The organism is Pseudomonas sp. QE6 (assembly GCF_041379005.1).
In the GTDB taxonomy this organism is placed as follows: domain Bacteria; phylum Pseudomonadota; class Gammaproteobacteria; order Pseudomonadales; family Pseudomonadaceae; genus Pseudomonas.
In genome coordinates, this window is record NZ_CP166873.1 from 553810 (window position 1) to 578843 (window position 25034).

The 25034-nt window shown below is 64.6% G+C and carries 28 protein-coding genes and 1 tRNA gene; 18 read left to right on the forward strand and 11 right to left on the reverse strand.

What is annotated here, in order from left to right; all coding sequences use genetic code 11:
- Positions 1-161 precede the first annotated feature (161 nt).
- The 4 genes from ACAW63_RS02465 to ntrC all read left to right on the forward strand — a co-directional run bounded on the left by ACAW63_RS02465 (position 162) and on the right by ntrC (position 4014).
- Positions 162-707: a DUF4124 domain-containing protein gene (locus ACAW63_RS02465; RefSeq protein WP_371231443.1), complete on the forward strand. Its 546-nt coding sequence runs from the start codon at positions 162-164 to the stop codon at positions 705-707.
- An 11-nt stretch (positions 708-718) separates the two neighbouring features.
- The gene (locus tag ACAW63_RS02470) at positions 719-1297 is read left to right on the forward strand and encodes a DUF4124 domain-containing protein (protein ID WP_371234552.1); all 579 of its coding nucleotides are present in this window, start codon (positions 719-721) and stop codon (positions 1295-1297) included.
- Positions 1298-1504: 207 nt separating this feature from the next.
- Positions 1505-2581, forward strand: a complete 1077-nt coding sequence (glnL, locus tag ACAW63_RS02475) for a nitrogen regulation protein NR(II) (RefSeq protein ID WP_343578027.1) — start codon at positions 1505-1507, stop codon at positions 2579-2581.
- A gap of 2 nt (positions 2582-2583) precedes the next feature.
- A complete protein-coding gene (ntrC, locus tag ACAW63_RS02480; protein ID WP_371231445.1) occupies positions 2584-4014 on the forward strand; it encodes a two-component system response regulator NtrC in 1431 nt (476 codons plus the stop codon).
- 421 nt (positions 4015-4435) lie between these two features.
- Here ntrC and trmL read toward each other — a convergent pair whose 3' ends face one another.
- The gene (trmL, locus tag ACAW63_RS02485) at positions 4436-4897 is read right to left on the reverse strand and encodes a tRNA (uridine(34)/cytosine(34)/5-carboxymethylaminomethyluridine(34)-2'-O)-methyltransferase TrmL (protein ID WP_371231447.1); all 462 of its coding nucleotides are present in this window, start codon (positions 4895-4897) and stop codon (positions 4436-4438) included.
- Here trmL and ACAW63_RS02490 point away from each other — a divergent pair.
- On the forward strand, positions 4896-5348 hold the full coding sequence (locus ACAW63_RS02490; protein WP_371231449.1) for a hypothetical protein: 453 nt from the start codon (positions 4896-4898) through the stop codon (positions 5346-5348). The genes trmL and ACAW63_RS02490 overlap by 2 nt on opposite strands.
- Before the next feature lie 715 nt (positions 5349-6063).
- Here the strand turns inward: ACAW63_RS02490 and secB are convergent.
- From secB to ACAW63_RS02505, 3 genes are read right to left on the reverse strand one after another with little or no spacing between them, the layout of a single operon-like run.
- Positions 6064-6549 (reverse strand): protein-export chaperone SecB, encoded by a 486-nt coding sequence (secB, locus tag ACAW63_RS02495; RefSeq protein WP_275609055.1) that lies wholly within the window; start codon positions 6547-6549, stop codon positions 6064-6066.
- A 37-nt stretch (positions 6550-6586) separates the two neighbouring features.
- On the reverse strand, positions 6587-6841 hold the full coding sequence (grxC, locus tag ACAW63_RS02500; RefSeq protein WP_275609056.1) for a glutaredoxin 3: 255 nt from the start codon (positions 6839-6841) through the stop codon (positions 6587-6589).
- Position 6842: 1 nt separating this feature from the next.
- Positions 6843-7265 (reverse strand): rhodanese-like domain-containing protein, encoded by a 423-nt coding sequence (locus tag ACAW63_RS02505; protein ID WP_371231451.1) that lies wholly within the window; start codon positions 7263-7265, stop codon positions 6843-6845.
- Between the two features lie 146 nt (positions 7266-7411).
- Here ACAW63_RS02505 and gpmI point away from each other — a divergent pair, with 146 nt between their 5' ends.
- The 4 genes from gpmI to ACAW63_RS02525 all read left to right on the forward strand — a co-directional run bounded on the left by gpmI (position 7412) and on the right by ACAW63_RS02525 (position 12510).
- Entirely contained in the window at positions 7412-8947 is a 1536-nt protein-coding gene (gpmI, locus tag ACAW63_RS02510; protein ID WP_371231453.1) for a 2,3-bisphosphoglycerate-independent phosphoglycerate mutase, read from the forward strand.
- Positions 8948-9085: 138 nt separating this feature from the next.
- Positions 9086-10378, forward strand: a complete 1293-nt coding sequence (locus ACAW63_RS02515; protein ID WP_371231454.1) for a murein hydrolase activator EnvC — start codon at positions 9086-9088, stop codon at positions 10376-10378.
- A 29-nt stretch (positions 10379-10407) separates the two neighbouring features.
- Positions 10408-11721 (forward strand): S41 family peptidase, encoded by a 1314-nt coding sequence (locus ACAW63_RS02520; protein WP_371231456.1) that lies wholly within the window; start codon positions 10408-10410, stop codon positions 11719-11721.
- Positions 11722-11724: 3 nt separating this feature from the next.
- Complete coding sequence (locus ACAW63_RS02525; RefSeq protein ID WP_371231457.1) at positions 11725-12510, forward strand: divergent polysaccharide deacetylase family protein; 786 nt, start codon at positions 11725-11727, stop codon at positions 12508-12510.
- 121 nt (positions 12511-12631) lie between these two features.
- Here ACAW63_RS02525 and ACAW63_RS02530 read toward each other — a convergent pair whose 3' ends face one another.
- The 7 genes from ACAW63_RS02530 to hisB form a co-directional block, all read right to left on the reverse strand.
- Positions 12632-13387 (reverse strand): substrate-binding periplasmic protein, encoded by a 756-nt coding sequence (locus tag ACAW63_RS02530; protein ID WP_371234554.1) that lies wholly within the window; start codon positions 13385-13387, stop codon positions 12632-12634.
- 152 nt (positions 13388-13539) lie between these two features.
- Positions 13540-14298, reverse strand: a complete 759-nt coding sequence (locus tag ACAW63_RS02535; protein WP_371231459.1) for a substrate-binding periplasmic protein — start codon at positions 14296-14298, stop codon at positions 13540-13542.
- A gap of 208 nt (positions 14299-14506) precedes the next feature.
- On the reverse strand, positions 14507-15277 hold the full coding sequence (gene hisF, locus ACAW63_RS02540) for an imidazole glycerol phosphate synthase subunit HisF (RefSeq protein ID WP_207886296.1): 771 nt from the start codon (positions 15275-15277) through the stop codon (positions 14507-14509).
- 23 nt (positions 15278-15300) lie between these two features.
- A complete protein-coding gene (gene hisA / locus ACAW63_RS02545; protein ID WP_043256078.1) occupies positions 15301-16038 on the reverse strand; it encodes a 1-(5-phosphoribosyl)-5-[(5-phosphoribosylamino)methylideneamino]imidazole-4-carboxamide isomerase in 738 nt (245 codons plus the stop codon).
- 40 nt (positions 16039-16078) lie between these two features.
- Positions 16079-16339 (reverse strand): DUF2164 domain-containing protein, encoded by a 261-nt coding sequence (locus ACAW63_RS02550; protein WP_371231461.1) that lies wholly within the window; start codon positions 16337-16339, stop codon positions 16079-16081.
- 3 nt (positions 16340-16342) lie between these two features.
- Positions 16343-16981, reverse strand: coding sequence for an imidazole glycerol phosphate synthase subunit HisH (hisH, locus tag ACAW63_RS02555; RefSeq protein ID WP_371231463.1), 639 nt, complete (start codon positions 16979-16981; stop codon positions 16343-16345).
- Positions 16981-17574, reverse strand: a complete 594-nt coding sequence (gene hisB, locus ACAW63_RS02560; RefSeq protein ID WP_152226950.1) for an imidazoleglycerol-phosphate dehydratase HisB — start codon at positions 17572-17574, stop codon at positions 16981-16983. Before hisB ends, hisH begins: the two co-directional genes overlap by 1 nt.
- A gap of 150 nt (positions 17575-17724) precedes the next feature.
- On the opposite strand from hisB, the gene ACAW63_RS02565 reads away from it, so the two are divergent.
- The 9 genes from ACAW63_RS02565 to ACAW63_RS02605 all read left to right on the forward strand — a co-directional run bounded on the left by ACAW63_RS02565 (position 17725) and on the right by ACAW63_RS02605 (position 24949).
- Positions 17725-18123, forward strand: a complete 399-nt coding sequence (locus tag ACAW63_RS02565) for an acetyl-CoA sensor PanZ family protein (RefSeq protein ID WP_371231465.1) — start codon at positions 17725-17727, stop codon at positions 18121-18123.
- 174 nt (positions 18124-18297) lie between these two features.
- Positions 18298-20526 carry an AsmA family protein gene (locus tag ACAW63_RS02570; RefSeq protein ID WP_371231467.1) on the forward strand — a complete coding sequence of 743 codons (2229 nt, stop codon included), beginning with the start codon at positions 18298-18300 and terminating at the stop codon, positions 20524-20526.
- The gene (mutY, locus tag ACAW63_RS02575; protein ID WP_371231469.1) at positions 20523-21590 is read left to right on the forward strand and encodes an A/G-specific adenine glycosylase; all 1068 of its coding nucleotides are present in this window, start codon (positions 20523-20525) and stop codon (positions 21588-21590) included. The genes ACAW63_RS02570 and mutY overlap by 4 nt, the downstream gene beginning before the upstream one ends.
- Entirely contained in the window at positions 21587-21859 is a 273-nt protein-coding gene (locus ACAW63_RS02580) for an oxidative damage protection protein (protein WP_371231471.1), read from the forward strand. The genes mutY and ACAW63_RS02580 overlap by 4 nt, the downstream gene beginning before the upstream one ends.
- A 78-nt stretch (positions 21860-21937) precedes the next feature.
- Positions 21938-22013, forward strand: a tRNA-Phe gene (locus ACAW63_RS02585).
- A 208-nt stretch (positions 22014-22221) separates the two neighbouring features.
- A complete protein-coding gene (locus tag ACAW63_RS02590) occupies positions 22222-23430 on the forward strand; it encodes a tyrosine-type recombinase/integrase (protein WP_371231473.1) in 1209 nt (402 codons plus the stop codon).
- 10 nt (positions 23431-23440) lie between these two features.
- On the forward strand, positions 23441-24283 hold the full coding sequence (locus ACAW63_RS02595) for a hypothetical protein (protein WP_371231474.1): 843 nt from the start codon (positions 23441-23443) through the stop codon (positions 24281-24283).
- A gap of 103 nt (positions 24284-24386) precedes the next feature.
- The gene (locus ACAW63_RS02600; protein ID WP_371231476.1) at positions 24387-24602 is read left to right on the forward strand and encodes a helix-turn-helix transcriptional regulator; all 216 of its coding nucleotides are present in this window, start codon (positions 24387-24389) and stop codon (positions 24600-24602) included.
- Positions 24602-24949 carry a hypothetical protein gene (locus ACAW63_RS02605; protein ID WP_371231477.1) on the forward strand — a complete coding sequence of 116 codons (348 nt, stop codon included), beginning with the start codon at positions 24602-24604 and terminating at the stop codon, positions 24947-24949. The genes ACAW63_RS02600 and ACAW63_RS02605 overlap by 1 nt, the downstream gene beginning before the upstream one ends.
- Positions 24950-25034: the final 85 nt, after the last annotated feature.

The following is a 25034-nucleotide window of genomic DNA, read 5'->3' on the forward strand; positions in this document are numbered from 1 at the left end:
CATACAGAGGTCTCGGGCCCGGCAATGGACTACGGGGCTGCATGAAAGGTCCGTCGGCGGGCGGCAGCGCACACTGTGAGCTGCCATGCTGATTCACAATAGGCAACTTGCCAGCCGTCGTCGGCAGTGCAAGGCTTGGCATGACCATCCGGAGATCGCCCATGCGCCTGATCCTCACCGCCCTGCTGCTCGCCGCCGCGTTGCCAGCCAGTGCGCAGATCTACAAGTACACCGATGCCAGCGGCAAGACGGTGTTCACCAACCAGCCGCCGAGCAACGTCGGCGCGCAACCGGTGCAGTTGCCCCCGACCAACACCGTGGCCCCGCAGGCACCGGTGAACACCGACACCGGGAGCGGCACCGCCGAGGACCAGGGCGCCTATACAATCCTGGCGCTGAGCAACCTGCCCAACGACGAGGCCCTGCGCGCCAACAACGGTACCTTCGTCGTCGAGGTCGTGGTGCAGCCGGCGCTGGCCATGGACCACCAGCTGCAACTGGTGCTGGACGGCCAGCCCTACGGTGCCCCAACCCACAACACCAGCATCAGCATGGAAAACATCGACCGGGGCGAGCACACCCTCGCCGTCGAGGTCGTACAAGGCAGCCGGGTGATCCAGACCAGCGCGACGGCAAGCTTCACCCTGCAGCGCATCAGCACCAACAGCCCACAACGGCCCCAGGTGGCTCCCAGGACGGGCGGCTGAGCATGCGTCATCTGACGACTCTCATGGTGTCGGCCCTGTTGTCGGCGCTGGCCTGCTTCGCGGCCAACGCCGAGGTCTACACCTACATCGACAAGGACGGCAACCGCGTCTTCACCGACCAGCCGCAGCGCGGCAACGCGCAGAAGCTGCAGCTCACGCCGCCCAACGCGATGCCGAACCAGCCTGGTGTGCGCATGCCGCCACCGCTCTATGCACCCGCCACACCGGCCTTGCCGCCGGGGCCGCCCGCCTACCAGTTGCTGCGCATCCTCGTGCCGGAGCCCGATACCACCATCCGCGCCAACGACGGTGCGCTGATCGTTTCCGCCACCAGCGACCCGGCCCTGCTGCCCGGCCACCTGTACCGCCTGCTGCTCGATGGCAAGCCGGTGGGCGAGCCCGGCCGCAGTCCGGTATTCCCGCTGCACAACGTCGACCGCGGCACGCACCAGCTGTCGGTTGAGATCATCGATACCCTGGGCCGCACCATCGAACAGACACCCAACCAGCCCTTCCACATGTTCCGCGTTTCGGTGGCCGAGTCGGCCGCCCTGGACGCCACCCAGCCACTCAGCGCCGCCAGTCACTGACGGCGGCGTGCGCCCCGGCACAAATGCACCATATCGGTGCATTGCTCTGCACCACTTTCTATACTCTCCCCATTTCAGGTCACTCCCGCCGGCGAGATTGACCCTCTGTGTCGCGCAAACCAGCGCCAGGCGCCGAAATACGCGACCTTTCAGGGGCTGGTTTGTTTCTTGCATTTTCCCGCACAGTCTTGGGACATCTCTTACGCCATGCCTACAGAAACCCAGCTCCGCCTGTTGCTCGACAACCTCACCACGGCGGTCATCCTGCTCAATGCCGAGCTGCGCCTGGAATACATGAATCCGGCGGCGGAAATGCTTCTGGCGGTGAGCGGGCAACGCAGCCACGGCCAGTTCATCAGCGAGCTGTTCACCGAGTCGCCCGAGGCGCTGAACTCGCTGCGCCAGGCGGTGGAAGAGGCACACCCCTTCACCAAGCGTGAAGCGACGCTGACCTCGCTGACCGGCCAGAGCATCACCGTGGACTACGCAGTGACGCCGATTCTCAATCGCCGTGAGACCCTGCTGCTGCTGGAAGTCCACCCGCGGGACCGGCTGATGCGGATCACCAAGGAAGAAGCGCAACTGTCCAAGCAGGAGACCACCAAGCTGCTGGTGCGCGGCCTGGCCCACGAGATCAAGAACCCGCTGGGTGGCATTCGCGGCGCGGCGCAGCTGCTGTCCCGCGAGCTGCCGGACGAGTCGCTCAAGGACTACACCAACGTCATCATCGAAGAGGCCGACCGTCTGCGGAACCTGGTGGACCGCATGCTCGGCTCGAACAAGCTGCCGCAGCTCTCGGTCACCAACATCCACGAAGTGCTGGAGCGCGTCTGCAGCCTGGTGGAGGCCGAGACTCAGGGCAGCATCCCGCTGGTGCGCGACTACGACCCGAGCATCCCCGACCTGCTGCTCGACCGCGAGCAGATGATCCAGGCGGTGCTCAACATCGTGCGCAACGCCATGCAGGCGATCGCCTCGCAGAACGAACTCAAGCTGGGCCGCATCACCCTGCGCACCCGCACCCTGCGCCAGTTCACCATCGGCCACACCCGCCATCGCCTGGTGTGCAAGGTGGAAATCATCGACAACGGCCCGGGCATCCCGGCCGAACTGCAGGACACCATCTTCTACCCCATGGTCAGCGGCCGTGCCGAGGGCACCGGGCTTGGCCTGGCCATCACCCAGAACATCATCAGCCAGCACCAGGGCTTGATCGAATGCGAGAGCCACCCCGGCCACACCGTATTCAGTCTGTTCCTGCCCCTGGAACAAGGAGTCCATTGACCATGAGCCGATCTGAGACCGTCTGGATCGTCGACGACGACCGCTCCATCCGCTGGGTGCTGGAAAAAGCCCTGCAGCAGGAGGGCATGATCACCGTCAGCTTCGACAGCGCCGACAGCGTGATGAGCCGCCTCGGCCGCCAGCAGCCGGACGTGATCATCTCCGACATCCGCATGCCCGGCACCAGCGGCCTGGACCTGCTGGCGCAGATCCGCGAGCTGCACCCGCGCCTGCCGGTGATCATCATGACTGCGCATTCGGACCTGGACAGCGCGGTGGCGTCCTACCAGGGCGGCGCCTTCGAGTACCTGCCCAAGCCGTTCGATGTCGACGAGGCCGTCTCCCTGGTCAAGCGCGCCAACCAGCACGCCCAGGAACAGCAGGGCCTGGAAGCGCCGGCCAACCAGGCGCGCACCCCGGAGATCATCGGCGAGGCGCCGGCGATGCAGGAGGTGTTCCGCGCCATCGGCCGCCTCTCCCACTCCAATATCACAGTGCTGATCAACGGCGAGTCGGGTACCGGTAAAGAACTGGTCGCCCACGCCCTGCACCGTCACAGCCCGCGCGCGGCCTCGCCATTCATCGCGCTGAACATGGCGGCGATTCCGAAGGACCTGATGGAGTCCGAGCTGTTCGGCCATGAGAAAGGCGCCTTCACCGGCGCGGCCAACCAGCGGCGCGGTCGCTTCGAGCAGGCCGACGGCGGCACCCTGTTCCTCGACGAGATCGGTGACATGCCGGCCGACACCCAGACCCGCCTGCTGCGCGTGCTGGCGGACGGCGAGTTCTACCGCGTCGGCGGCCACACCCCGGTGAAGGTGGACGTGCGGATCATCGCCGCCACCCACCAGAACCTGGAAAACCTGGTGCGCGAAGGCAAGTTCCGCGAGGACCTATTCCACCGCCTGAACGTCATCCGCATCCACATCCCGCGCCTGGCCGACCGCCGCGAGGACATCCCGGCGCTGGCCCGGCACTTCCTCGCCCGCGCCGCGCAGGAGCTGGCGGTGGAGCCCAAGCTGCTCAAACCGGAAACCGAGGATTATCTGCGGAACCTCGGCTGGCCGGGCAACGTGCGCCAGCTGGAGAACACCTGCCGCTGGATCACCGTCATGGCGTCCGGCCGCGAAGTGCACATCGACGACCTGCCGCCGGAGCTGCTGACCCAGCCGCAGGACAACCTGCCCGCCGCCAACTGGGAACAGGCCCTGCGCCACTGGGCCGACCAGGCTCTCGGGCGCGGCCAGTCGAGTCTGCTGGATACCGCCGTGCCGGCCTTCGAGCGAATCATGATCGAGACCGCCCTCAAGCACACCGCCGGCCGCCGTCGCGATGCCGCCGTGCTGCTGGGCTGGGGACGCAATACCCTGACCCGCAAGATCAAGGAACTGGGCATGAAGATCGACGGCCCGGACGATGAGGGTGACGACTGAGGTGTTGCGATGACGAGGGGGGCCGGAAGGCCCCTTTTTCATGCCCAGCCATTACCCGAAACGCGTTCTCCGCCGACGCCCCCTGTAGGAGCGAGCTTGCTCGCGAACGCCCCAACTTCCGTGCCGTCCGGTGATGCTGTTCGCGAGCAAGCTCGCTCCTACAAAGGCGGCTACCGAGCGACGGCCTGCTCCGTCACCTCCCCGCAGCATCTATCCCCAAAACCTGTGGATAACACTGTGAACGGAACGGGGAAGGAACGTGCTACAGCCCAGAGCACGCGCGGTCTGCGGGTTTGCGCGGTTTCTGTGCAGGAATTTCCGGTTTGCCCACAAGCGCTGTGCGCCCGGCTGTGGATAAGCTTGGGGCAAGCCGCTGTACTCCCCGCCCGGCGCGGCTTTGCGCGGATCGATCGAAAAACGCTCAGTCCATCGCAAAGCCGTGCTGACGCCAGGCCTCGTAGACGGTCACCGCCACGGTGTTGGACAGGTTCAGGCTGCGGCAGCCCGGACGCATCGGCAGGCGCACGCGCTGCTCCGGCGGCAGGGCTTCGCGCACCTCTTCCGGCAGGCCACGGCTTTCCGGACCGAACAGGAAGGCGTCACCACGCTGGTAGGCGACTTCGTGGAACGGCTGCGAGCCCTTGGTGGTGAAGGCGAACAGGCGCGGATGAGCGAGCTGTTCCAGGCACTCCTGCAGGGTCGCGTAGCGGCGCACGCTGGCGTATTCGTGGTAATCCAGGCCGGCGCGGCGCAGACGCTTGTCGTCCAGCTCGAAGCCCAGCGGCTCGATCAGGTGCAGGCTGCAGCCCGCATTGGCGCACAGCCTGATAATGTTGCCGGTGTTTGGGGGGATTTCCGGTTGAAAAAGGATCACGTGGAACATGCAGCGCTCCGAGCCTGAGAACGGCGGGCATTCTACTCCCGCGCAGGCGCAAATGCGGCCCAGGCCGTTGCTGAAGGTCTGGGTTTCGCTGTGCGTGCTGGGGCTGCTGGTGGGCCTGATGATCGGCCGCCTGGTGCATCCGCCGGTGGACGGGCGACCGCAGATCCTCGCCATAGAGCCGGCGGCAGACGGCCTGCTCGTTCGGCTGAATGCTCAGCCAGCGGTGCGCGCCGGTCATCTGGAAGGCGCCCTGGCCCTGCAGATCGATGCCAACGGCACGGCGCAGCAAGGCCAGCTGCGGCTCGGCGATGCGCCAGTGCGCTGGAGGCTGGAACCGCAAGGCCAAGGCGTACTGCTGACGTTGCTGTCGACCCGACGACTGCAAGGCGCCTGGGACGGCGCCGAGGTGGAGGGCCAATGGCACCTGAACGTCAGGGTGCGGCCCGAATAAAAGCGGGGTGTTCCCGGCCTGCCTGGTCCGGGGCCCCGAAGCGGAGGGCAAGCCATCCACAAGGATGGCCGCCGGTATAAAAGGGGGGCTTACCCGGCCTGCCTGTACCAGGACCCCCAAACCGGTTGCGGCGGCCGCTGCTTCGAGCGGCGCACCCGCGGGGTGTAAAAGAGGGGTTCCCCAGCCTGCCTGTACCGAGGCCCCTGAAATCGCTGTTGTCAGGGGTATTGCAGAGGGCGTGCCAAGATTGCGTGCAGGGCGCTCCGGGTAGCTGCCCGCGCATTGCTGACATGGCTGAAAGCCACGAAACAAGAGGCTTCGGGAGTTATCCCGAGTCAGCCTAAACACCCCGTTCATGTGTCTGCGCTGGGGATTCCAGGACTTGTTCTGTACGCCCCTCCCTGCGCCCCTCTAGTGCGCACGCACCAAACTTGAACGCCCGGAGTGCCTGCTTTCCTGTAGGAGCGAGCTTGCTCGCGAACCGCTGTTCGAGGCGGCGACAACGCCACGGCTGTTCGCGAGCAAGCTCGCTCCTACGAAGAACATCACCGCTTACCCACAGCATTCCTGAGCAACCTCAGGAACAGTCTGTGGATAACCGTATGGAATCGAGGCAGCACGTGGCTTGCGCGATATTGATCAAAATTCGACCAATCACAAATCCCAGGCAAAGAAAAAGGCGCCCGGGGGCGCCTTTCTCATGCAGCAGTCAGGATCACTGAACCGCCGGGATCTCGCCGGAAGCCTGCATGCGGGCGATTTCCTGCGCGTACAGCGCGTCGAAGTTCACCGGGGACAGCATCAGCGCCGGGAACGAGCCACGGACAACCAGGCTGTCCAGGGTTTCGCGGGCGTACGGGAAGAGGATGTTCGGGCAGAAGGCGCCCAGGGTGTGGCTCATGCTGGAAGCGTCCAGACCCTTGATCAGGAAGATACCGGCCTGCTGCACTTCAACGATGAAGGCGGTTTCTTCGTTGTTCTTCACGGTCACCGAAACGGTCAGCACCACTTCGTAGAAGTCGCCGTCGAGCTGCTTCTGGCGGGTGTTGAGGTCCATGGAAATGCTCGGCTGCCACTCCTGGCGGAAGATTTCCGGCGCCTTGGGCGCTTCGAAGGAGAGGTCGCGGATGTAGATGCGCTGCAGCGAGAACTGCGGATTGTTATCGTCTTGCTGGCCTGCGCCGTTGGCTTGTTCAGTCATTTCGGGACCTTCTTGTGCTTCGTTTCAGGATTGGGGATCACGCCGTGAGCAGCGTATCCAGCTTGCCCGCGCGTTCCAGCGCGTAGAGATCGTCGCAGCCGCCGACATGGACTTCGTCGATCCAGATCTGCGGCACGGAGGTGCGGCCCGCCTTGCTAGCCATCTCGGCGCGTACGCCCGGCTTGCCGTCCACCGAGATCTCCTCGTAGGCGACACCCTTGCGGTCCAGCAGGGCCTTGGCGCGGATGCAATAAGGGCACCATGCGCTGGTGTAGATCAAGATCGACGGCATCTCACTTCACCAGGGGCAGGTTGTCGCCACGCCAGCTGCCGATGCCGCCGGACAGTTTGGCGGCGGTGAAGCCCGCCTTCTGCAGCACGCTGCACCAGGTGCCCGCGTGCTGGCCCATGCTGTCGACCACGATGATGGTCTTGGCCTTGTGTTTGTCCAGCTCGGCAAGGCGTGCGTTCAGTTTGTCCGCCGGGATGTTCAGCGCATCGACGATATGGCCGGCGGAGAACTCCTTGGTCGGGCGGATATCGAGGACCACGGCCTGCTCGGCGTTCACCAGAGCGGTCAGCTCGCGGGTCGACAGGGCGCGGCCGCCCTTGCGCATTTCATGCAGGGCCAGCAGTACCAGGAGCACGACCAAGGCACCGACCAGCAGGTAGTGATGGGTGGCGAATTCGATCAGACGAGGGAGGAACGAGGACATGGCACAGGACATCCAGACGTAAAAATGCCGGCCAGTATACACGCGCGTATCTGACGGCTGCACCCTGCGGATCATGGCGTCTGTCGGCACCAATCGGTAAAATGTGGGTCCTTTTCTGACCCCTATTCTCGGAAAGAGCCGTACCTATGACTGCAACGCCCAAACCGCTGGTCCTGATCATTCTGGACGGCTTCGGCCATAGCGATAGCCCGGAATACAACGCCATCTACGCCGCCCAAAAGCCCAACTGGGACCGTCTGCTGGCCAGCCAGCCCAACGGCCTGATCTCCGGCTCGGGCATGGACGTCGGCCTGCCCGACGGCCAGATGGGCAACTCCGAGGTTGGCCACATGAACCTGGGCGCCGGTCGCGTCGTGTACCAGGACTTCACCCGCGTGACCAAGGCCATCCGCGACGGCGAGTTCTTCCGGAACCCGGTGCTGACCGAAGCGGTCGACAAGGCCGCCGGCGCCGGCAAGGCGGTGCACATCCTCGGCCTGCTGTCCGACGGCGGCGTGCACAGCCACCAGGATCACCTGGTCGCCATGGCCGAGCTGGCCGCCCAGCGCGGCGCCGAGAAAATCTACCTGCACGCCTTCCTCGACGGCCGCGACACACCGCCCAAGAGCGCCGAGCCGTCGCTCAAGCTGCTCGACGACGCCTTCGCCCGCATCGGCAAGGGCCGCACCGCCAGCATCATCGGCCGCTACTTCGCCATGGACCGCGACAACCGCTGGGACCGCGTCGAAGCCGCCTACGACCTGATCACCGAAGGCGCCGCCGAATTCACCGCGGAAACCGCCGTGGGCGCGCTGAATGCCGCCTATGAGCGCGGCGAGAGCGACGAGTTCGTCAAGGCCACCCGCATCGGCGCACAGGTGCGCGTGGAAGACGGCGACGCCGTGATCTTCATGAACTTCCGCGCCGACCGCGCCCGCGAGCTGTCGCGCGCCTTCGTCGAGCCGGGCTTCAAGGAATTCCCGCGCCAGCGCGAGCTGAAGCTGGCCAGCTACGTGATGCTGACCCAGTACGCGGCGAGCATCCCGGCGCCCAGCGCGTTCAAGCCCGAAACCCTGGACAACGTCCTGGGCGAGTACCTGGCCAAGAACGGCAAGACCCAGCTGCGCATCGCCGAGACCGAGAAGTACGCCCACGTGACCTTCTTCTTCTCCGGCGGCCGCGAAGAGCCGTTCGAGGGCGAAGAGCGCATCCTCATCCCCTCGCCCAAGGTCGCCACCTATGACCTGCAGCCGGAAATGAGCGCGCCGGAAGTCACCGACAGGATCGTCGACGCCATCGAGCAGCAGCGCTACGACGTGATCATCGTCAACTACGCCAACGGCGACATGGTCGGCCACACCGGCGTGTTCGAAGCCGCGGTGAAGGCCGTCGAGTGCCTGGATACCTGCGTCGGCCGGATCGTCGAGGCGCTGGACAAGGTCGGCGGCGAAGCCCTGATCACCGCCGACCACGGCAACGTCGAGCAGATGGAAGACGCCATGACCGGCCAGGCGCACACCGCGCACACCTGCGAGCCGGTGCCGTTCGTCTACGTCGGCAAGCGCAAGCTGAGCATCCGCGAGGGCGGCGTGCTGGCCGACGTGGCGCCGACCCTGCTGACCCTGATGGGTCTGGAGCAGCCCAAAGAGATGACCGGCACCTCGATCGTCACCCTGCTTTGAGGGTGACGATTTGACGGGAACGTGAGCCATCTCCCGTCGGTCAGAGCAAACGCCCCACGCCATGCGGCCTGGGGCGTTTTTTTTAGCGCCCGCCACGGGCATACTAGCCCGACCCAGAATTCAGGTTCCCGCCGCCCAATGCCTCGCGCCCTCCTCCCGCTGCTGCTGATCTGCCTCCTGAGCCCGCTTGCGGCCGGTGCCGACGAACGTGCCGACACCCAGCGCCAGCTGGAGCAGACGCAGAAAGACATCGCTGAGCTGAAAAAGAACCTGAAGAACATCCAGGAAGAAAAGTCCGGGGTGCAGAAGCAGCTCAAGTCCACGGAAACCCAGATGGGTGACCTGGAAAAGCAGATCCAGCAGATCCAGGACGAGATGAAGAAGAACGAGGAAGAGCTGCAACGCCTCGATTCGGAGAAAAAAAAACTCCAGGGCGCGCGCCTTGAGCAGCAGCGCCTGATCGCCATCCAGGCCCGCGCCGCCTACCAGAGCGGGCGCGAGGAATACCTGAAGCTGCTGCTGAACCAGGAACATCCGGAGAAGTTCAGCCGCACCCTCACCTACTACGAGTACATCAACAAGGCCCGCCTGGATCAGCTCAGCGCGTTCAACGAGACCCTGAGCCAGCTCAACGCCGTCGAGCAGGACATCACCGCGCAGAAGAACCAGCAGGTCGAGCAGCAGAGCGCGCTGGAATCACGCCGCCAGGAACTGGCCGAGGCCCGCAAGGCGCGCCAGGAGGCCCTGGCCAAGCTCGACAGCGACCTCAAGGACAGCAATAGCAAACTCAAGAACCGCGAGCAGAGCCAGGAAGACCTGAACAAGGTCCTCAAGACCATCGAGGAAACCCTGGCCCGCCAGGCCCGCGAAGCCGAGGAAGCGCGCCAGCGCGCCCTGGCCGCCGAGCGCGAGCGCGCCAAACGTGAACGCGAACTGGCCGAACGCGGTGAAAAGCCCGAAACCCCGAGCAAACCCCGCGCCGACTACAGCGGCCCGCTGGTATCCAGCGGCGCAGGCTTCGGCGGCGCCTTCGACGCCGCCAAGGGCCGACTGCCCTGGCCGGTCAACGGCCGCGTGCTGGCGCGCTTCGGCAGCCCGCGCGGCGACGATCCCCGTGCGACCTGGGACGGCGTGCTGATCGGCGCCTCCGCCGGCAGCACGGTACGCGCCGTACACGGCGGCCGCGTGGTGTTCGCCGACTGGCTGCGCGGCGCCGGCCTGCTGGTCATTCTCGACCACGGTGGTGGCTACCTCAGCCTTTATGGGCATAATCAAAGTCTTCTGAAGGACGCCGGCGACACCGTCAAAGCAGGCGACCCCATCGCGACCGTAGGTGCCAGCGGTGGGCAGAGCACCCCGGCGGTATATTTTGCCATTCGCCATCAGGGCCGCCCGGCGGACCCTTCTACCTGGTGTCGCACGCAGGGATAAGCGGCGAACACGCCTTAGGAGCCCCAAACATGTCGCAAGCTTTCCGTCTCACCACCCTGGCCCTGGCACTGCTGCTTGGCGTCGGTGCGGCACAGGCCGCCGACGCACCGGCCGCAGCCGCCCCTGCGGCCAACGGCAAGGAGGCTCCGCTGCCGCTCGATGAGCTGCGCACCTTCGCCGAGGTCCTGGACCGAGTGAAGGCCGCCTACGTCGAGCCGGTGGACGACAAGACCCTGCTGGAGAACGCCATCAAGGGCATGCTCAGCAATCTCGACCCGCACTCCGCCTACCTCGGCCCGGAAGAGTTCGCCGAGCTGCAGGAAAGCACCAGCGGCGAATTCGGCGGCCTGGGTATCGAGGTCGGCAGCGAAGACGGCTTCGTCAAGGTGATCTCGCCGATCGACGACACCCCCGCGGCCAAGGCCGGCATCCAGCCGGGCGACCTGATCGTCAAGATCGACGGCAAGCCGACCAAGGGCCAGTCGATGAACGAGGCGGTGGACAGCATGCGCGGCAAGGCCGGCTCGCCGATCACCCTGACCATCGTGCGCGGCGGCGGCAAGCCGTTCGACGTCGAGCTCAAGCGCGCCGTCATCAAGGTCAAGAGCGTCAAGAGCCAGATGCTCGAACCCGGCTACGGCTACCTGCGCATCACCCAGTTCCAGGTCAACACCGGCGAGGAAACCGTCAAGGCGCTGACCAGCCTGCGCAAGGAGAACAACGGCCGGCTCAAGGGTGTGGTGCTAGACCTGCGCAACAACCCCGGCGGCGTACTGCAGTCGGCGGTGGAAGTGGCAGACGCCTTCCTCACCAAGGGGCTGATCGTCTACACCAAGGGCCGCATCCCGAACTCCGAGCTGCGCTTCTCCGCCGACCCGTCCGATCCGTCCGACGGCGTACCGCTGGTGGTACTGATCAACGGCGGCAGCGCCTCGGCGGCGGAAATCGTCGCCGGCGCCCTGCAGGACCAGAAGCGCGCGATCCTCATGGGCACCGACAGCTTCGGCAAGGGCTCGGTACAGACCGTGCTGCCGCTGAACAACGACCGCGCCCTGAAGCTGACCACCGCGCTGTACTACACCCCCAACGGCCGCTCCATCCAGGCCCAGGGCATCACCCCGGACATCGAGGTGGAACGCGCCAAGGTCACCCGCGAGCAGAGCGAGTTCGACGGTTTCAAGGAAGCCGACCTGCAGGGCCACCTGGCCAACGGCAACGGCGGCAAGGACCGTCCCACCGCTGCTGGCAAGCGCCCGGAAGACCGTCCGCAGGAAAGCGACTACCAGCTCGGCCAGGCCCTCAGCCTGCTGAAAGGACTCAGCGTCAGCCGCGGCAACAACTGACCCATGCGCTGGGCCCGGCTGCTGTTAGGCCTCGGCCTTGGCGCGCTGCTGTACCAGCCAGTGCTGGCGGCGCCGCCGCCACCGGCTGGCGCCAGACCGCTGGTCAGCATCGTCATCGACGACCTCGGGCAGAACCTGGCGCGCGACCGCCAGGTGCTCGAACTCTCCCCCGCCATCGCCCTGGCGATCATCCCCGATACGCCCCACGCCGCCGAACTGGCCCGCGAAGCGCACATGCGGGGGCGCACCGTGATGCTGCACATGCCCATGGACCCGGCCGGCGGCGAGTTCGCCTGGCGTCCGGAGCTGAGCCAGGAGGAGCGCGCCCGCCGACTCGACGCGGCGCTGGCGCGGGTGCCCTATGCCCAGGGCGTGAACAACCATGAAGGCAGCCGCATGACCGCCGACCGCCCGGCCATGGCCTGGCTGGCCGCGGAGCTGCAGCGTCGCCACCTGTTCCTGCTCGACAGCCGCACCAGCGCCGCCACCGTGGCCGCCGCCGAGGCGCAGAAGATCGGCCTCGCCAGCCTGTCGCGGGACGTGTTCCTGGACGACGATCCGAGCGAAGCGGCGGTGATGGAGCAGATGCAGCGCGGCCTGAAACTGGCGCGCAAGCAGGGTACTGTGGTGATGATCGGCCACCCGAAGCCGGCGACCCTGGCAGTGCTCAGGCGGGTGCTGCCCGGGCTCAAGGCACAGGGCTTCGAGCTGGTGCAGCCGACGCTGATGATCGGCGAGCGCGCCAACCGCGCCATGCAGGGGCATGGGCGGGATGGGACGTACCGGTAAACGACGAGAGGATGCGGTTCGCGAGCAAGCTCGCTCCTACAGAGAGCAGCGAGCCTGCTTTTCGTAGGAGCGAGCTTGCTCGCGAACATCCGGAATCCAGGCGGCGACCGCCCGGCCTTCCTTACAGGTAGTTATTGGTCGCCTGCTCGATGAAGCCATCCGCGCGCATCTCGTCCAGCGCCTTTTGCAGCTTCGCCACCACCTCGTCCGGCGTGTCCTTGTTGATCGCCAGGTACAACTGCGCCTCGTTGAAGCGCAGCACGGTCTGCAGGCCGGATACGCCTTCCTGCTTGGCCAGGTAGCGGCCGACTGGATCGGTGGTGGCCCACAGATCGATCTCGCCGGTGGTCAGCTTCTTCACGTTTTCCTGGTCGCGCAGCGCGTTGACCACCGGGATGCCCTGGCTCTCCAGGTTCTGGCTGACGGCGTCATTCTTGTAGGCACCGAGCTTGTACCTGGCGGCGTCCTTGAGATCCTTGACCTTGATCGAGCTGCCCTGCGGCGCCAGCAGCACCCAACTGGTCTTGGCGATCGGCCCGACCCACTTGAACAGCGGTACGCGCTCGGGGGTGTAAGTGGTGGAGAACAACCCATAGTCGGGCTTGTCCAGGGCCAGCTTGTACAGTCGATCCCAGGGAAAACGCAAGCTCAGGCTGTACTGGATGCCGGCGCGCTTGAACATCTCGCGGACGATATCGGCGCTGATGCCGTCGATGCCTTCGTCGCGGGCGAAGTTCTTGTCGTCCACCGCCATGTTGAAGGGCGGGAAGTTCTCGGTGAGCAACACCATCTTGTAATCGGCGGGCAACTCGGCGCGGGCCGTGGCGGTCCCCAACAGCAGACCCAGGGTCAGGGTCTTGATCAGGATTTTCAGCATGGTCATACCGCTCGCTTGGTTATCGTTATTGGGCTTGCGGCATCCCTGCAGAGGGGACGGAATACTTCGCTCGTCTGCCTTCCGTGGCAAAACCGGCGCCAAGGGATGTCGGCGCCAAACACAAAGGCCGGCGAGTGGCCGGCCTTCGGGTGTTACAGGTAACTGTTGAGCACGTCGTCGACGAAGCCTTCGGCGCGCATCTTGTCCAGCGCGGCTTGCAGCTTCTGCACCACCTCATCCGGTGTCTCGCGGTTCAGCGCCAGGAACAGCTGGTCGCTGTTGAAACGCAGCACCGTCTTCAGACCGGAAATCCCCACCTGCTTGGCCAGGTAGCGCCCCGCAGGATCGCCGCTCGCCCACAGGTCGATCTGGCCTTCCTGCAGCTTGCCGGCGTTCTCCTGGTCGCGCAGCGCCAGCACCGGCTCGAAGCCGTGCTTGGCCAGGTATTCGGCCATGGCGTCGCCCTTGTAGGCGCCGACGCGGTACTTCTTGGCTTCTTCCAGGTTATTCAGGGTGATCGTGCTGTCGCCCTTGGCCAGCAGGACCCAGTCGTCCGGGCCGATCGGGCCGACCCACTTGAACAGGTTCTCCCGCTCCGGCAGGCGAGCCGTGACGAATACCCCGTAGCCGGGCTTCTCCAGCGCCAGCTTGTAGATACGGTCCCAGGGGAAGCGCAGGGTCAGGCTGTAGGAAACGCCGGCACGCTTGTACATCTCCTTGACGATGTCGACGGCGATTCCGTCGATGTTGTCTTCCTGAGCGAAGTTCTTGCCGTTGATGGCCATGTTGTACGGCGGGAAGTTCTCGGTCAGCAGCACCATGCTGTAGCCGGAACCTTCCGTTTCCGCTTTCGCCGCGCTGGCCAGCAGCAGGCCGCAGCCAATCCATGCGAGCAGAATGCGCTTCAGCATCTGGGAATTCCTGAGTGTGACAATTCTGAGAAGGCGCAGAGCTTACTCGGAGAATTGACGCCAAGAAACCCTGCACAGATGGCAATCACACATCCAAACGCCATCACTTCGACCAGCGGTATCGAGCACTCGGGATTCGGTGGCAAAAGGGCCTGCGACGACGGGACGCAGGCCCTCGAGGGCCGGGAGAACCCCGCCCCGGAAGGGATCAGCGAACGACGATGCCGCGGCTGGCCAGGTAGGCCTTGGCTTCCGGCACGCTGTACTCGCCAAAGTGGAAGATGCTGGCGGCCAGCACCGCATCCGCCTTGCCTTCGATGATGCCGTCGGCCAGGTGCTGCAGGTTGCCGACGCCGCCGGAGGCGATCACCGGCACGTTCACCGCCTCGCTGATGGCGCGGGTCACGCCCAGGTCGTAGCCGCTCTTCACGCCGTCCTGGTCCATGCTGGTCAGCAGGATTTCACCAGCGCCCAGGCCTTCCATCTTCTTCGCCCACTCCACCGCATCGAGCCCGGTGGGCTTGCGGCCGCCGTGGGTGAAGATTTCCCAGCGCGGGGCCTCGCCCGGTGCCGAGACCTTCTTGGCGTCGATGGCGACCACGATGCACTGCGAGCCGAAGCGCGCGGCGGCTTCGCCGACGAACTCCGGGGTGAACACCGCGGCGGTGTTGATCGAGACCTTGTCCGCACCGGCATTGAGCAGGTTGCGGATGTCCTGCACGGTACGCACGCCACCGCCCACGGTCAGCGGGATGAACACCTGGCTGGCCATGCGCTCGACGGTATGCAGGGTGGTATCGCGGCCATCGACGCTGGCGGTGATGTCGAGGAAGGTGATCTCGTCCGCGCCCTGCTCGTCGTAGCGGCGGGCGATTTCCACCGGATCGCCGGCGTCGCGGATGTTCTCGAACTTGACGCCCTTCACCACGCGGCCGTTGTCCACGTCGAGGCAGGGGATGATGCGTTTAGCCAGTGCCATGTCAGGGTTCCCCGTGGTTCAGCTCAGCCCTTGAAGGCGTCGCACAGTGCCTGGGCCTCGGCGACGTCCAGGGTGCCTTCGTAGATCGCGCGGCCGGTGATGGCGCCGACGATGCCCGGCGTGCGGGCGTCCAGCAGCTTCTGGATGTCGCCCAGGTTGTGGATGCCGCCCGATGCGATCACCGGGATGCGCGTGGCGTTGGCCAGGGCGGCGGTGGCTTCGACGTTGCAGCCCTGCATCATGCCGTCCTTGGAAATGTCGGTGTAGACGATGGCGGAGACGCCGTCGGCCTCGAAGCGCTTGGCCAGGTCGATCACCTGCACTTCGCTCACTTCGGCCCAGCCGTCGGTGGCGACGAAGCCGTCCTTCGCGTCCAGACCCACGATCACTTTGCCCGGGAAGGCACGGCAGGCTTCGCCGACGAACTCCGGCTGCTTGACCGCCTTGGTACCGATGATCACGTAGCTGACGCCAGCGCGCACGTAGTGCTCGATGGTTTCCAGCGAGCGGATGCCGCCGCCGATCTGGATCGGCAGGTTCGGGTAGCGCTTGGCGATGGCGGTGACCACTTCACCGTTGACCGGCTTGCCTTCGAAGGCGCCGTTCAGGTCCACCAGGTGCAGACGGCGGCAACCGCCCTCCACCCATTTGGCGGCCATGGATACCGGGTCGTCGGAGAACACGGTGGCGTCCTCCATCAGGCCCTGGCGCAGGCGCACGCAGGCGCCGTCTTTCAGATCGATTGCGGGGATGATCAGCATGGGTTGAACCTGCTCGAATCCAAAGATGAATGGGGTCGGGTCAGCTCTTCTCGAGCGCCCACAAGTCGCTTTCGATGCTCTCGAACCGGTCTTTCAGGTGAGATTGCACGTCGAAGATCGCCTTGTTGTAGAACAGCGGGCCGAACTCGCGCATGAAGAACTCCAGCGCCTCTTCGGCCTCGAAGGAGCCCACGTCCAGCTCGAAGCGGTCTTCGAGGAAACGCTGGATCGCCCGCGCCGCGCTCTGGCGCTGGGCGCCATCGAGCTCGAGGATCGCGGGCTTGTCCTTCTGGCGGGCCATGGCTTACCAGCGCCCGTCCCAGGCGGCGAAGTTCTGCAGCAGCTGCAGGCCATGGGTATGGCTCTTCTCCGGATGGAACTGCACGGCGAAGCGCGAGCCGTCGGCCAGCGCGGCGGCGAAATCGACACCGTAATGGCCGCGACCGACCACCTGGCGCGGGTTGCCCGCCTCGATGTAGTAGCTGTGCACGAAGTAGAAGCGCGCGTTGTCCGGGATGTCGTGCCACAGCGGGTGGTCGACGCTCTGCGCCACTTCGTTCCAGCCCATGTGCGGCACCTTCAGGTGCTCGCCGTCCTCGTGCAGGTCCTTGCCGAAGAAGCGTACCTTGCCGGGGAACAGGCCGATGCAGTCGACGCCATCGTTCTCTTCGCTGTGCTCCAGCAGCGCCTGCATGCCCACGCAGATGCCGAGGAACGGACGGTCCTGGCTGACTTCGCGCACCAGGCTGTCGAAGCCCAGGCGCTTGATCTCGGCCATGCAGTCGCGAATCGCGCCGACACCGGGGAAGACCACGCGGTCGGCCTCGCGGATCACGTTGGCGTCGCTGGTCACCAGCACGCGCCCGGCGCCCACGCGCTCCAGCGCCTTGGACACCGAGTGCAGGTTGCCCATGCCGTAGTCGATGACGGCTACCGTCTGCATCACAGGCACCCTTTGGTGGACGGCATCTGGCCGGCCATGCGCTCGTCCAGCTCGATGGCCATGCGCAGCGCGCGGCCGAAGGCCTTGAACACGGTCTCGATCTGGTGGTGGGTGTTGTGCCCGCGCAGGTTGTCGATGTGCAGGGTCACCTGGGCGTGGTTGACGAAGCCCTGGAAGAACTCCATGAACAGGTCGACGTCGAAGCCACCCACGCTGGCGCGGGTGAACGGCACGTGCATCTGCAGGCCGGGGCGGCCGGAGAAGTCGATGACCACACGCGACAGCGCCTCGTCCAGCGGCACGTAGGCATGGCCGTAGCGGCGGATGCCCTTCTTGTCACCGATGGCCTTGGCGAAGGCCTGGCCGAGGGTGATGCCGATGTCTTCGACGGTATGGTGGTCGTCGATATGCAGGTCGCCCTTGCACTCGATGTCCAGGTCGATCAGGCCGTGGCGGGCGATCTGGTCCATCATGTGCTCGAGGAAGGGAACCCCGGTATCGAAGCGGGCCTTGCCCGTTCCATCCAGGTCGATGGAAACCTTGATCTGGGTTTCCAGGGTGTCGCGCGCGACGGATGCCTTGCGTTCGGCCATCACCAGCTCCACAGCTAACACTGCACGTAATTATAAGAAGGGGCAGCATTATAGGCGCGCCAGGCCCGGCGCGGCTATGGGCGGTGGTCGGCGCTGGCCGATCGACAGCACTTTTCCCTACACTGCCGGACCGCCACCGAGGAATCGTCCATGCCCGTCATCGTCCAGCACCTGACCCAGCCCAGCGACCAGGACCGCCAGGACCTGCTGAAGATCTATGCCGACGCCCCGGACTGGCTGCTGGCGCCCTTCGCCAGCGCCGAGGAGCTGGTGGACCACGGCCTGCGCGAAGGCCTGCTGCAGACCGGCCGCTTCAACGACCGCCTGCTGGGTGCCGCCTGGATCGAGCGCAATGCCGACACCTGGAACCTCTCGCGCCTGTGCGTACGCAAGGTTACCCGTGGACGCGGCGTGGCCCGGCGCCTTCTGGAAGAAGCCCAGCGCCTGGCCATCCTGCAGGGCGCCGCGCTGCGCCTGAGCGCGCCGGCCGACCAAGCGGACGCCGCGGCCTTCGCCGAACGCCTCGGGCTTACCCTGCTGCCAGCCTGAGCCGGGCGAGCCCCATTACTGCGACTGGTTCGGCAGCAGCGGCACTCCGGGGAACCGTGCGCCGACCGTCCGCTCAAATCTGGAAGCTCCTGCATCCTTTCCCCATCTGAGGCGCGGGTGTGACGTTGATATACTTTTCCGTTACCCCACCCGCCGCCTGAACAAGGACCCGTCATGAAAGCGTTCGGCAAAATTCTCGGCATCGTTGTGCTGGGCCTGCTATTGCTACTCGTCGCAGCTGGCTTCGTGCTGACCCACTTCTTCAACCCGAACGACTACAAGGACGAAATCCGCCAACTGGCCCGCGACAAGGCCAACGTCGAGCTGAACCTCAAGGGCGACATCGGCTGGAGCCTGTTCCCCTGGCTGGGCCTGGAACTGCACGACACCAGCGTCGCCACCCTGCAGGCCCCCAACCAGCCCTTCGCCGACGTGCAACTGCTGGGCATGTCGGTGCGCGTACTGCCGCTGCTGCGCAAGGAGCTGCAGATGAGCGACATCCGCGTCGAAGGCCTGAACCTGAGCCTGAGCCGCGACAAGAAGGGCGCCGGCAACTGGGAGAACATCGGCAAGCCCCTCCAGCCGGCCGGCGGCACACCCGCCTCGCAGCCGGCGCCCGCGCCCAGCGAACCGGCCAAGCCGGCCGCCGCCGAATCGCACCAGGCGATGAAGCTCGACATCGACAGCCTGACGGTGAAGAACGCACGCATCGACTACGCCGACGCGCAGAGCGGCAAGAACTACATGGCCGAGGGCATCGAACTGACCACTGGCGCCATCCGCGAGGGCAGCAACATCCCGGTCAAGTTCAGCGCCTACCTGGGCAGCAACCAGCCGGTGATCCGTGCCCGCACCGAACTGACCGGCAACCTGCGCTTCGACCGCGCCCTCAAGCGCTATCAACTGGAAGACACCAAGCTGTCCGGCGAAGTCTCCGGTGATCCGCTGCAGGGCAAGACCGCCAACTACAGCGCCCAGGGCCAGTTGATTCTCGACCAGGCCGCCCAGGTCGCCGAGTGGAACGGTCTGAAGATCACCGTCAATCAGTTGCGCGCCCTCGGCGAGCTCAAGGCCCGCGAGCTGGACAAGGAGCCCAAGTTCGATGGCGGCCTGTCGCTGGCGCCGTTCAACCTGCGCGAATTCCTCAATGGCATCGGCCAGACCCTGCCGGAAATGGCCGACGCCAACACCCTGACCAAGCTGGAGCTGTCCACCCGCCTGGCCGGCACCCGCAACAGCCTGAACCTGGGCGACATCAAGCTGAAGCTCGACGACAGCAACTTCAGCGGCAACCTCGGCATCGCCGACTTCAGCAAGCAGGCCATCCGCGCCCAGCTGAGCGGCGACCGCCTGGACCTCGACCGCTACTTGCCGGGCAAGGCCGCCAAGGCCCAGGAAGCCACCAGCGCCGCGCGCAAGGCCGAGGTCGAAGCCACCACCAGCAACGCCGTCCAGGGCGACAGCCCGCTGCCCAACGCGCCAACCCAGCAGGCCTGGAGCGACGCCCCCATGCTGCCGGTCGCCAAACTGCGCACCCTCGACCTGGACGTCGCGCTCCAGCTCGGTCAGCTGACCCTCGACAAGCTGCCGATCGAGAACGCCAATCTCAAGCTGCATGGCCAGGAAGGCCTGCTCAACCTCGACGACATGCGCGGCGAGCTTTACGACGGCAAGTTCAACGCCACCGCCAGCCTCGACGTACGCCAGGACGTGCCGCTGCTCAAGGCACGGAAGCATATCGCCGACGTACCGGTGGACCGCCTGCTCGAATCCCAGGGCCAGAAGCCGCCGGTGAAAGGCCTGCTCGACCTGGACGCCGACATCACCACCCAGGGCCTCAGCCAGAAGGCCTGGATCGACAACCTCAACGGCACCGCGCACTTCGTCCTGACCCAGGGCGTGCTGCTAAACGCCAACCTGGAACAGCAGCTGTGCCAGGGCATCGCCACCCTCAACCGCAAGGCGCTCGAAGGGCAACATGGCGGCAAGGACACGCCGTTCCGCGAGCTGCAGGGCAACCTGACCTTCCGCAATGGCGTGGCCAGCAACCCGGACCTGAAGGCGAGCATTCCCGGCCTGACCGTCAAGGGTGACGGTGACATCGACCTGCGCGTGCTGGGCATGGATTACCGCGTTGGCGTGATCATCGAAGGCGACAAGAGCGACATGCCCGACCCGGCCTGCCAGGTGAACAAGCGCTACGTCGGCATCGAATGGCCGCTGCGCTGCCGCGGCCCGCTGGAACTGGGCGCCAAGGCCTGCCGCCTGGACAAGGACGGCCTCGGCAAGATCGCCGGACAACTGGCCGGGGAACGGCTGAACGAAAAACTCGAAGAGAAGTTCGGCGACAAGGTCAGTCCCGAGCTCAAAGACGCACTCAAAGGGCTGCTCAAGAAGAAATGACCCCGGAACGCTTCAACTCGGCGGTACTCGACTGGTTCGACCGCCATGGCCGCCATGACCTGCCCTGGCAACAGGGCATCACGCCCTACCGGGTGTGGGTCTCGGAAATCATGCTGCAGCAGACCCAGGTCGCCACCGTGATGGGCTACTTCGACCGCTTCATGAGCGCCCTGCCGACGGTGGCGGACCTCGCTGCCGCGCCGGAAGACGAAGTGCTGCACCTGTGGACGGGCCTGGGCTACTACACCCGCGCCCGCAACCTGCACAAGACCGCGAAAATAGTGATGGAACGGCACGGCGGCGAATTCCCCCGCGACGCCGAGCAGCTCGCCGAGCTGCCGGGCATCGGCCGCTCCACCGCCGGCGCCATCGCCAGTATCTCCATGGGCCTGCGCGCACCGATCCTCGACGGCAACGTCAAGCGCGTGCTGGCGCGCTACCTGGCCTGCGACGGCTATCCGGGCGAGCCGAAGGTAGCCAGGCAACTGTGGGACGCCGCCGAGCGCTTCACGCCGCATGCGCGGGTCAACCACTACACCCAGGCGATGATGGACCTGGGTGCCACCCTCTGCACCCGCAGCAAGCCGAGCTGCCTGCTCTGCCCGCTGCGCGAGGGGTGCCGCGCACACCTGCTGGGCCGCGAGACCGACTTCCCGGTGCCCAAGCCGCGCAAGGAGCTGCCGCGCAAGCGCACGCTGATGCCGATCCTGGCCAACCGCGAAGGCGACATCCTGCTCTACCGCCGCCCATCTACCGGCCTCTGGGGCGGACTGTGGAGCTTCCCCGAACTGGACGACCTGGCCGCCCTCGCCCCACTGGCCCAACGCCACGCCCTGCGCCTGGGGGATCGCCGCGAGCTGCCCGGCCTCACCCATACCTTCAGCCATTTCCAGCTGGCCATCGAGCCCTGGCTGGTGCGCGTCGAGGACGCAGCCCCCGCCGTGGCCGAGGGCGACTGGCTCTGGTATAACCTCGCCACCCCGCCGCGGCTCGGCCTTGCCGCCCCGGTGAAGAAGCTGCTCAAACGAGCCGCCGACGTGTTGAATGCAGGAGAAATGTCATGACCCGACTGGTGATGTGCCGCAAGTACAAAGAAGAGCTGCCCGGCCTCGATCGCGCGCCCTACCCCGGAGCCAAGGGCCAGGACATCTACGAGCACGTCTCGAAGAAAGCCTGGGACGAATGGCAGAAGCACCAGACCATGCTGATCAACGAGCGCCGCCTGAACATGATGAACGCCGAGGATCGCAAGTTCCTCACCGCCGAGATGGACAAGTTCCTCAGTGGAGAGGAATACGCCCAGGCCGAGGGCTACGTCCCGCCCAACGCGTAAGTTTCGGTATTATTTGAAAAATTTTTTCGCGGCACGCTTGACACCCTTTCCGAAAACCCTTTTAATGCGCGCCACGTTGCCCAGGTAGCTCAGTTGGTAGAGCAGGGGATTGAAAATCCCCGTGTCGGCGGTTCGATTCCGTCCCTGGGCACCAAACATAGGTGTCAAGCAGTCCTCACGATGCTAGGCAACACAGAGAAACCGGCCCTTGAGCCGGTTTTTTTGTTTCTACCGGTCCCTATCGTTCCCTTGTAAGCCCAAATTTTTGTGAGTAGATTCGTGAGTAGACGCAGTTCGGTCCTCACTTTCTACTCACACCGTATCGCCAGATTGGCGCCCGGAGTGGCTTTCAGAGGGATGCCGTGCCTCTCACAGACTCCGCAGTCCGTACAGCCAAGCCCCGCGAGAAGCTTTACCGCATCTCTGATACCCTGGGCCTGAGCCTCGAAATCACCCCCACCAGCAGCAAGCTCTGGCGCTTCCGGTACCGCTTCGCCGGCAAGCCCAAGATGATCAGCCTTGGAGCCTATCCGGCCGTTACGCTCGCCAAGGCCCGAGAATTGCGCGACGTTGCACGATCGCACGTAGCCGCTGGGATAGACCCATCCCACCACAAGCAAGCCGAGAAGCGCGCTAGAGAGGCTGAGGCGTACACCTTCGAGCGTCTAGCCAATGAGTGGTACGACTACAGCGCTCCGCGATGGGCGGAAGCCACTGCCTACAAGGCGCGTCTGTACCTGGACAACGACATCATCCCCGCTATCGGGAAGCGGCCTTCGTCGGAGATCAGCAGGCCTGAAGTGGTAGAGCTGGTTCGTAAGGTTGAAGCCCGTGGAACCCTGAACGCCGCCGGCAAAATCCGCCAATGGCTCAACCAGATATTCCGCTTTGGCCTGGCTAAGGGCGTGGTGACCACCAACCCAGCTACAGATCTCGATGTGGTGGCCGCCCACGTACCTCGGGCGAAGCATCACCCGCATGTCCCACTGGCAGAGCTCCCAGCCTTACTGGATTTACTCTCCAGTGCGTCCTGCGATCCATCGACCAAGATCGCTATTCGTCTGCTGGTGCTGACCGGCGTGCGCCCTGGCGAATTACGCCAAGCCCCTTGGAGTGAGTTCGATCTGGAAGCCGCCATCTGGACCATCCCAGCGGCAAGGATGAAGGCGCGACGCCCCCATATCGTTCCGCTGCCCACCCAGGCGGTTGACCTGCTGCGCAACCTGCAGGAGATCACCGGGCGCTATGAACTCGCCTTCGCTGGCAAGGCAAATCCTGTCCGCCCCCTGTCCGAGAACACCGTTAACAAGGCGCTGCGCAATCTCGGCTACGAGGGCAGGCAAACGGGCCACGGATTCCGTCACCTGCTTAGCACCGAGCTGAACAACCGCGGCTACAACCGTGATTGGATCGAGCGCCAGCTAGCCCACGGTGACGATAACGAGATCCGCGACACCTACAATCACGCCCACTACCTCGATCAGCGCCGACAGATGATGCAAGCCTGGGCGAACGAGATCGACGCGCTTTGCACTGGCGGTAAGGTTGTCGGAATAAGGCGAACTGCGTAAGGGAGGCACTATGAGCAAGTTCTTGAAATTCAGGGAAGTACTGAGCATTTCCGATACCGTCGAGCTTCTTTCTTCACTATCGGGCGAAGAAGTCAGCATCGAGATGATCGGCCGCCTGGTAGATCATGGATTCTTGAGCCCCCTTCTCGGATGCGATTATCTGTTAGTAGGTTTCTCGAAAGAGTCCGCCGTGGAGATCAACAATGGCGCTGACGCAGAACCGTATGCTTTTAGCGAAATAGGCATCCCGAGACTTTCGACTGCAATCTACGTTTTCGGCGGCATCCATATGCCTGAAGCCAGAACGACTGAAGGTGAGCCCTTGTTTTTCTGTCGCGCCAAAATGCGCAGCAACTCGGAGCATCTTGCACCTCTCTACTCATCAGCTGACCTCGCTAGCCTAGACCCGTATGAGCTGGAGAATCTGTGGTTCCATGCCAAGGAGGTATTCGAGGTGGCACGGATCGCGAACCAAGCCGACCAGTACCACCCCCCCAAAGACGGCACTAGCGGAACTATCCAGATTGGAAGCCCAATAAACATTCCAGGGTTTGAGAAAATTCGATTCGTAACTGCCATCGAAGACTGGGTTGAGAGCTATCCCATTTGCAGAACCGGGGTAGCCAATCGATATTCAGCCCGAGAAAGAATCAGCAATGACGAAGCACCATCCTACAGGCTGGCCATAGCGGCCCTCCTCGAACTGCTCAAACAGCCACGCCAATCAGGCAGGAATCAGTCTGCCGTTATTTCCGAACTGCTTGAGAAATACCCTGGTATGAGAGGGCTTAGCAAAAGGAGCCTTGAGACCATCTTTGCATCGGCAAAAAAGGCCCTCTCGGAGCAGTCTTGATCCCGCAATTGCGAATTATCTTTCCGCAACTGCGGTGACGCTCATTCCTTAGATTTTTACCTTCCGGCCATCGCTCCCGATCAGCCCCAAGGAGGCTAAGGCGATGGCAAGCAAAACAACTCCCACTGCTCGCTTCATCCGCATCAAAGAGGTGCTTTCCCTCACCTCTCTCAGTAAGTCAGATCTCTATCGCAGGATTGCTGCTGGCACCTTTCCCCCACAGATCAATCTCGGACCGATGACCGTCGTTTGGTCAGAGGATGAGGTTCACGCTTGGATGGACTCCCGCATCGCCGAAGCTCGCGGGGTAGCCGCCTAATGGACAAAAAAAAGGCCGACCAACAGGCCAGCCCTCAAGTATCTCAACGTAATAATATCACGGTCGCCAACGCCCCTACCAAGCTCAGCCGTGTGCTTGCCCACCTGGTTGCTGGCGGCTCTCTCAACCGCTTCGAAGCAGAGCGCATCGGCGATCACTGCCTGAACTCCACCATCAGCGCTCTGGCCAACAACTGGGGTATCGAGTTCAAGCGTCTGCCAGAGCGTGTTCCCACCCACTGGGGCAAGGACTGCGACGTCATCCGCTACAGCATCCCTCAATCGCAACTCAAGCGTGCCCAGCGCGCCCTGGCGATGATGGTCTGTGATCGGAGGCGCGCAGCATGACTCTTGCGATCCCGCGAACCTGGTCCTATAGTCGCCTTGCTGCCGCAAATTCGGCAGTCGGGATTGGCGTCCCGTTGGGAAAGGC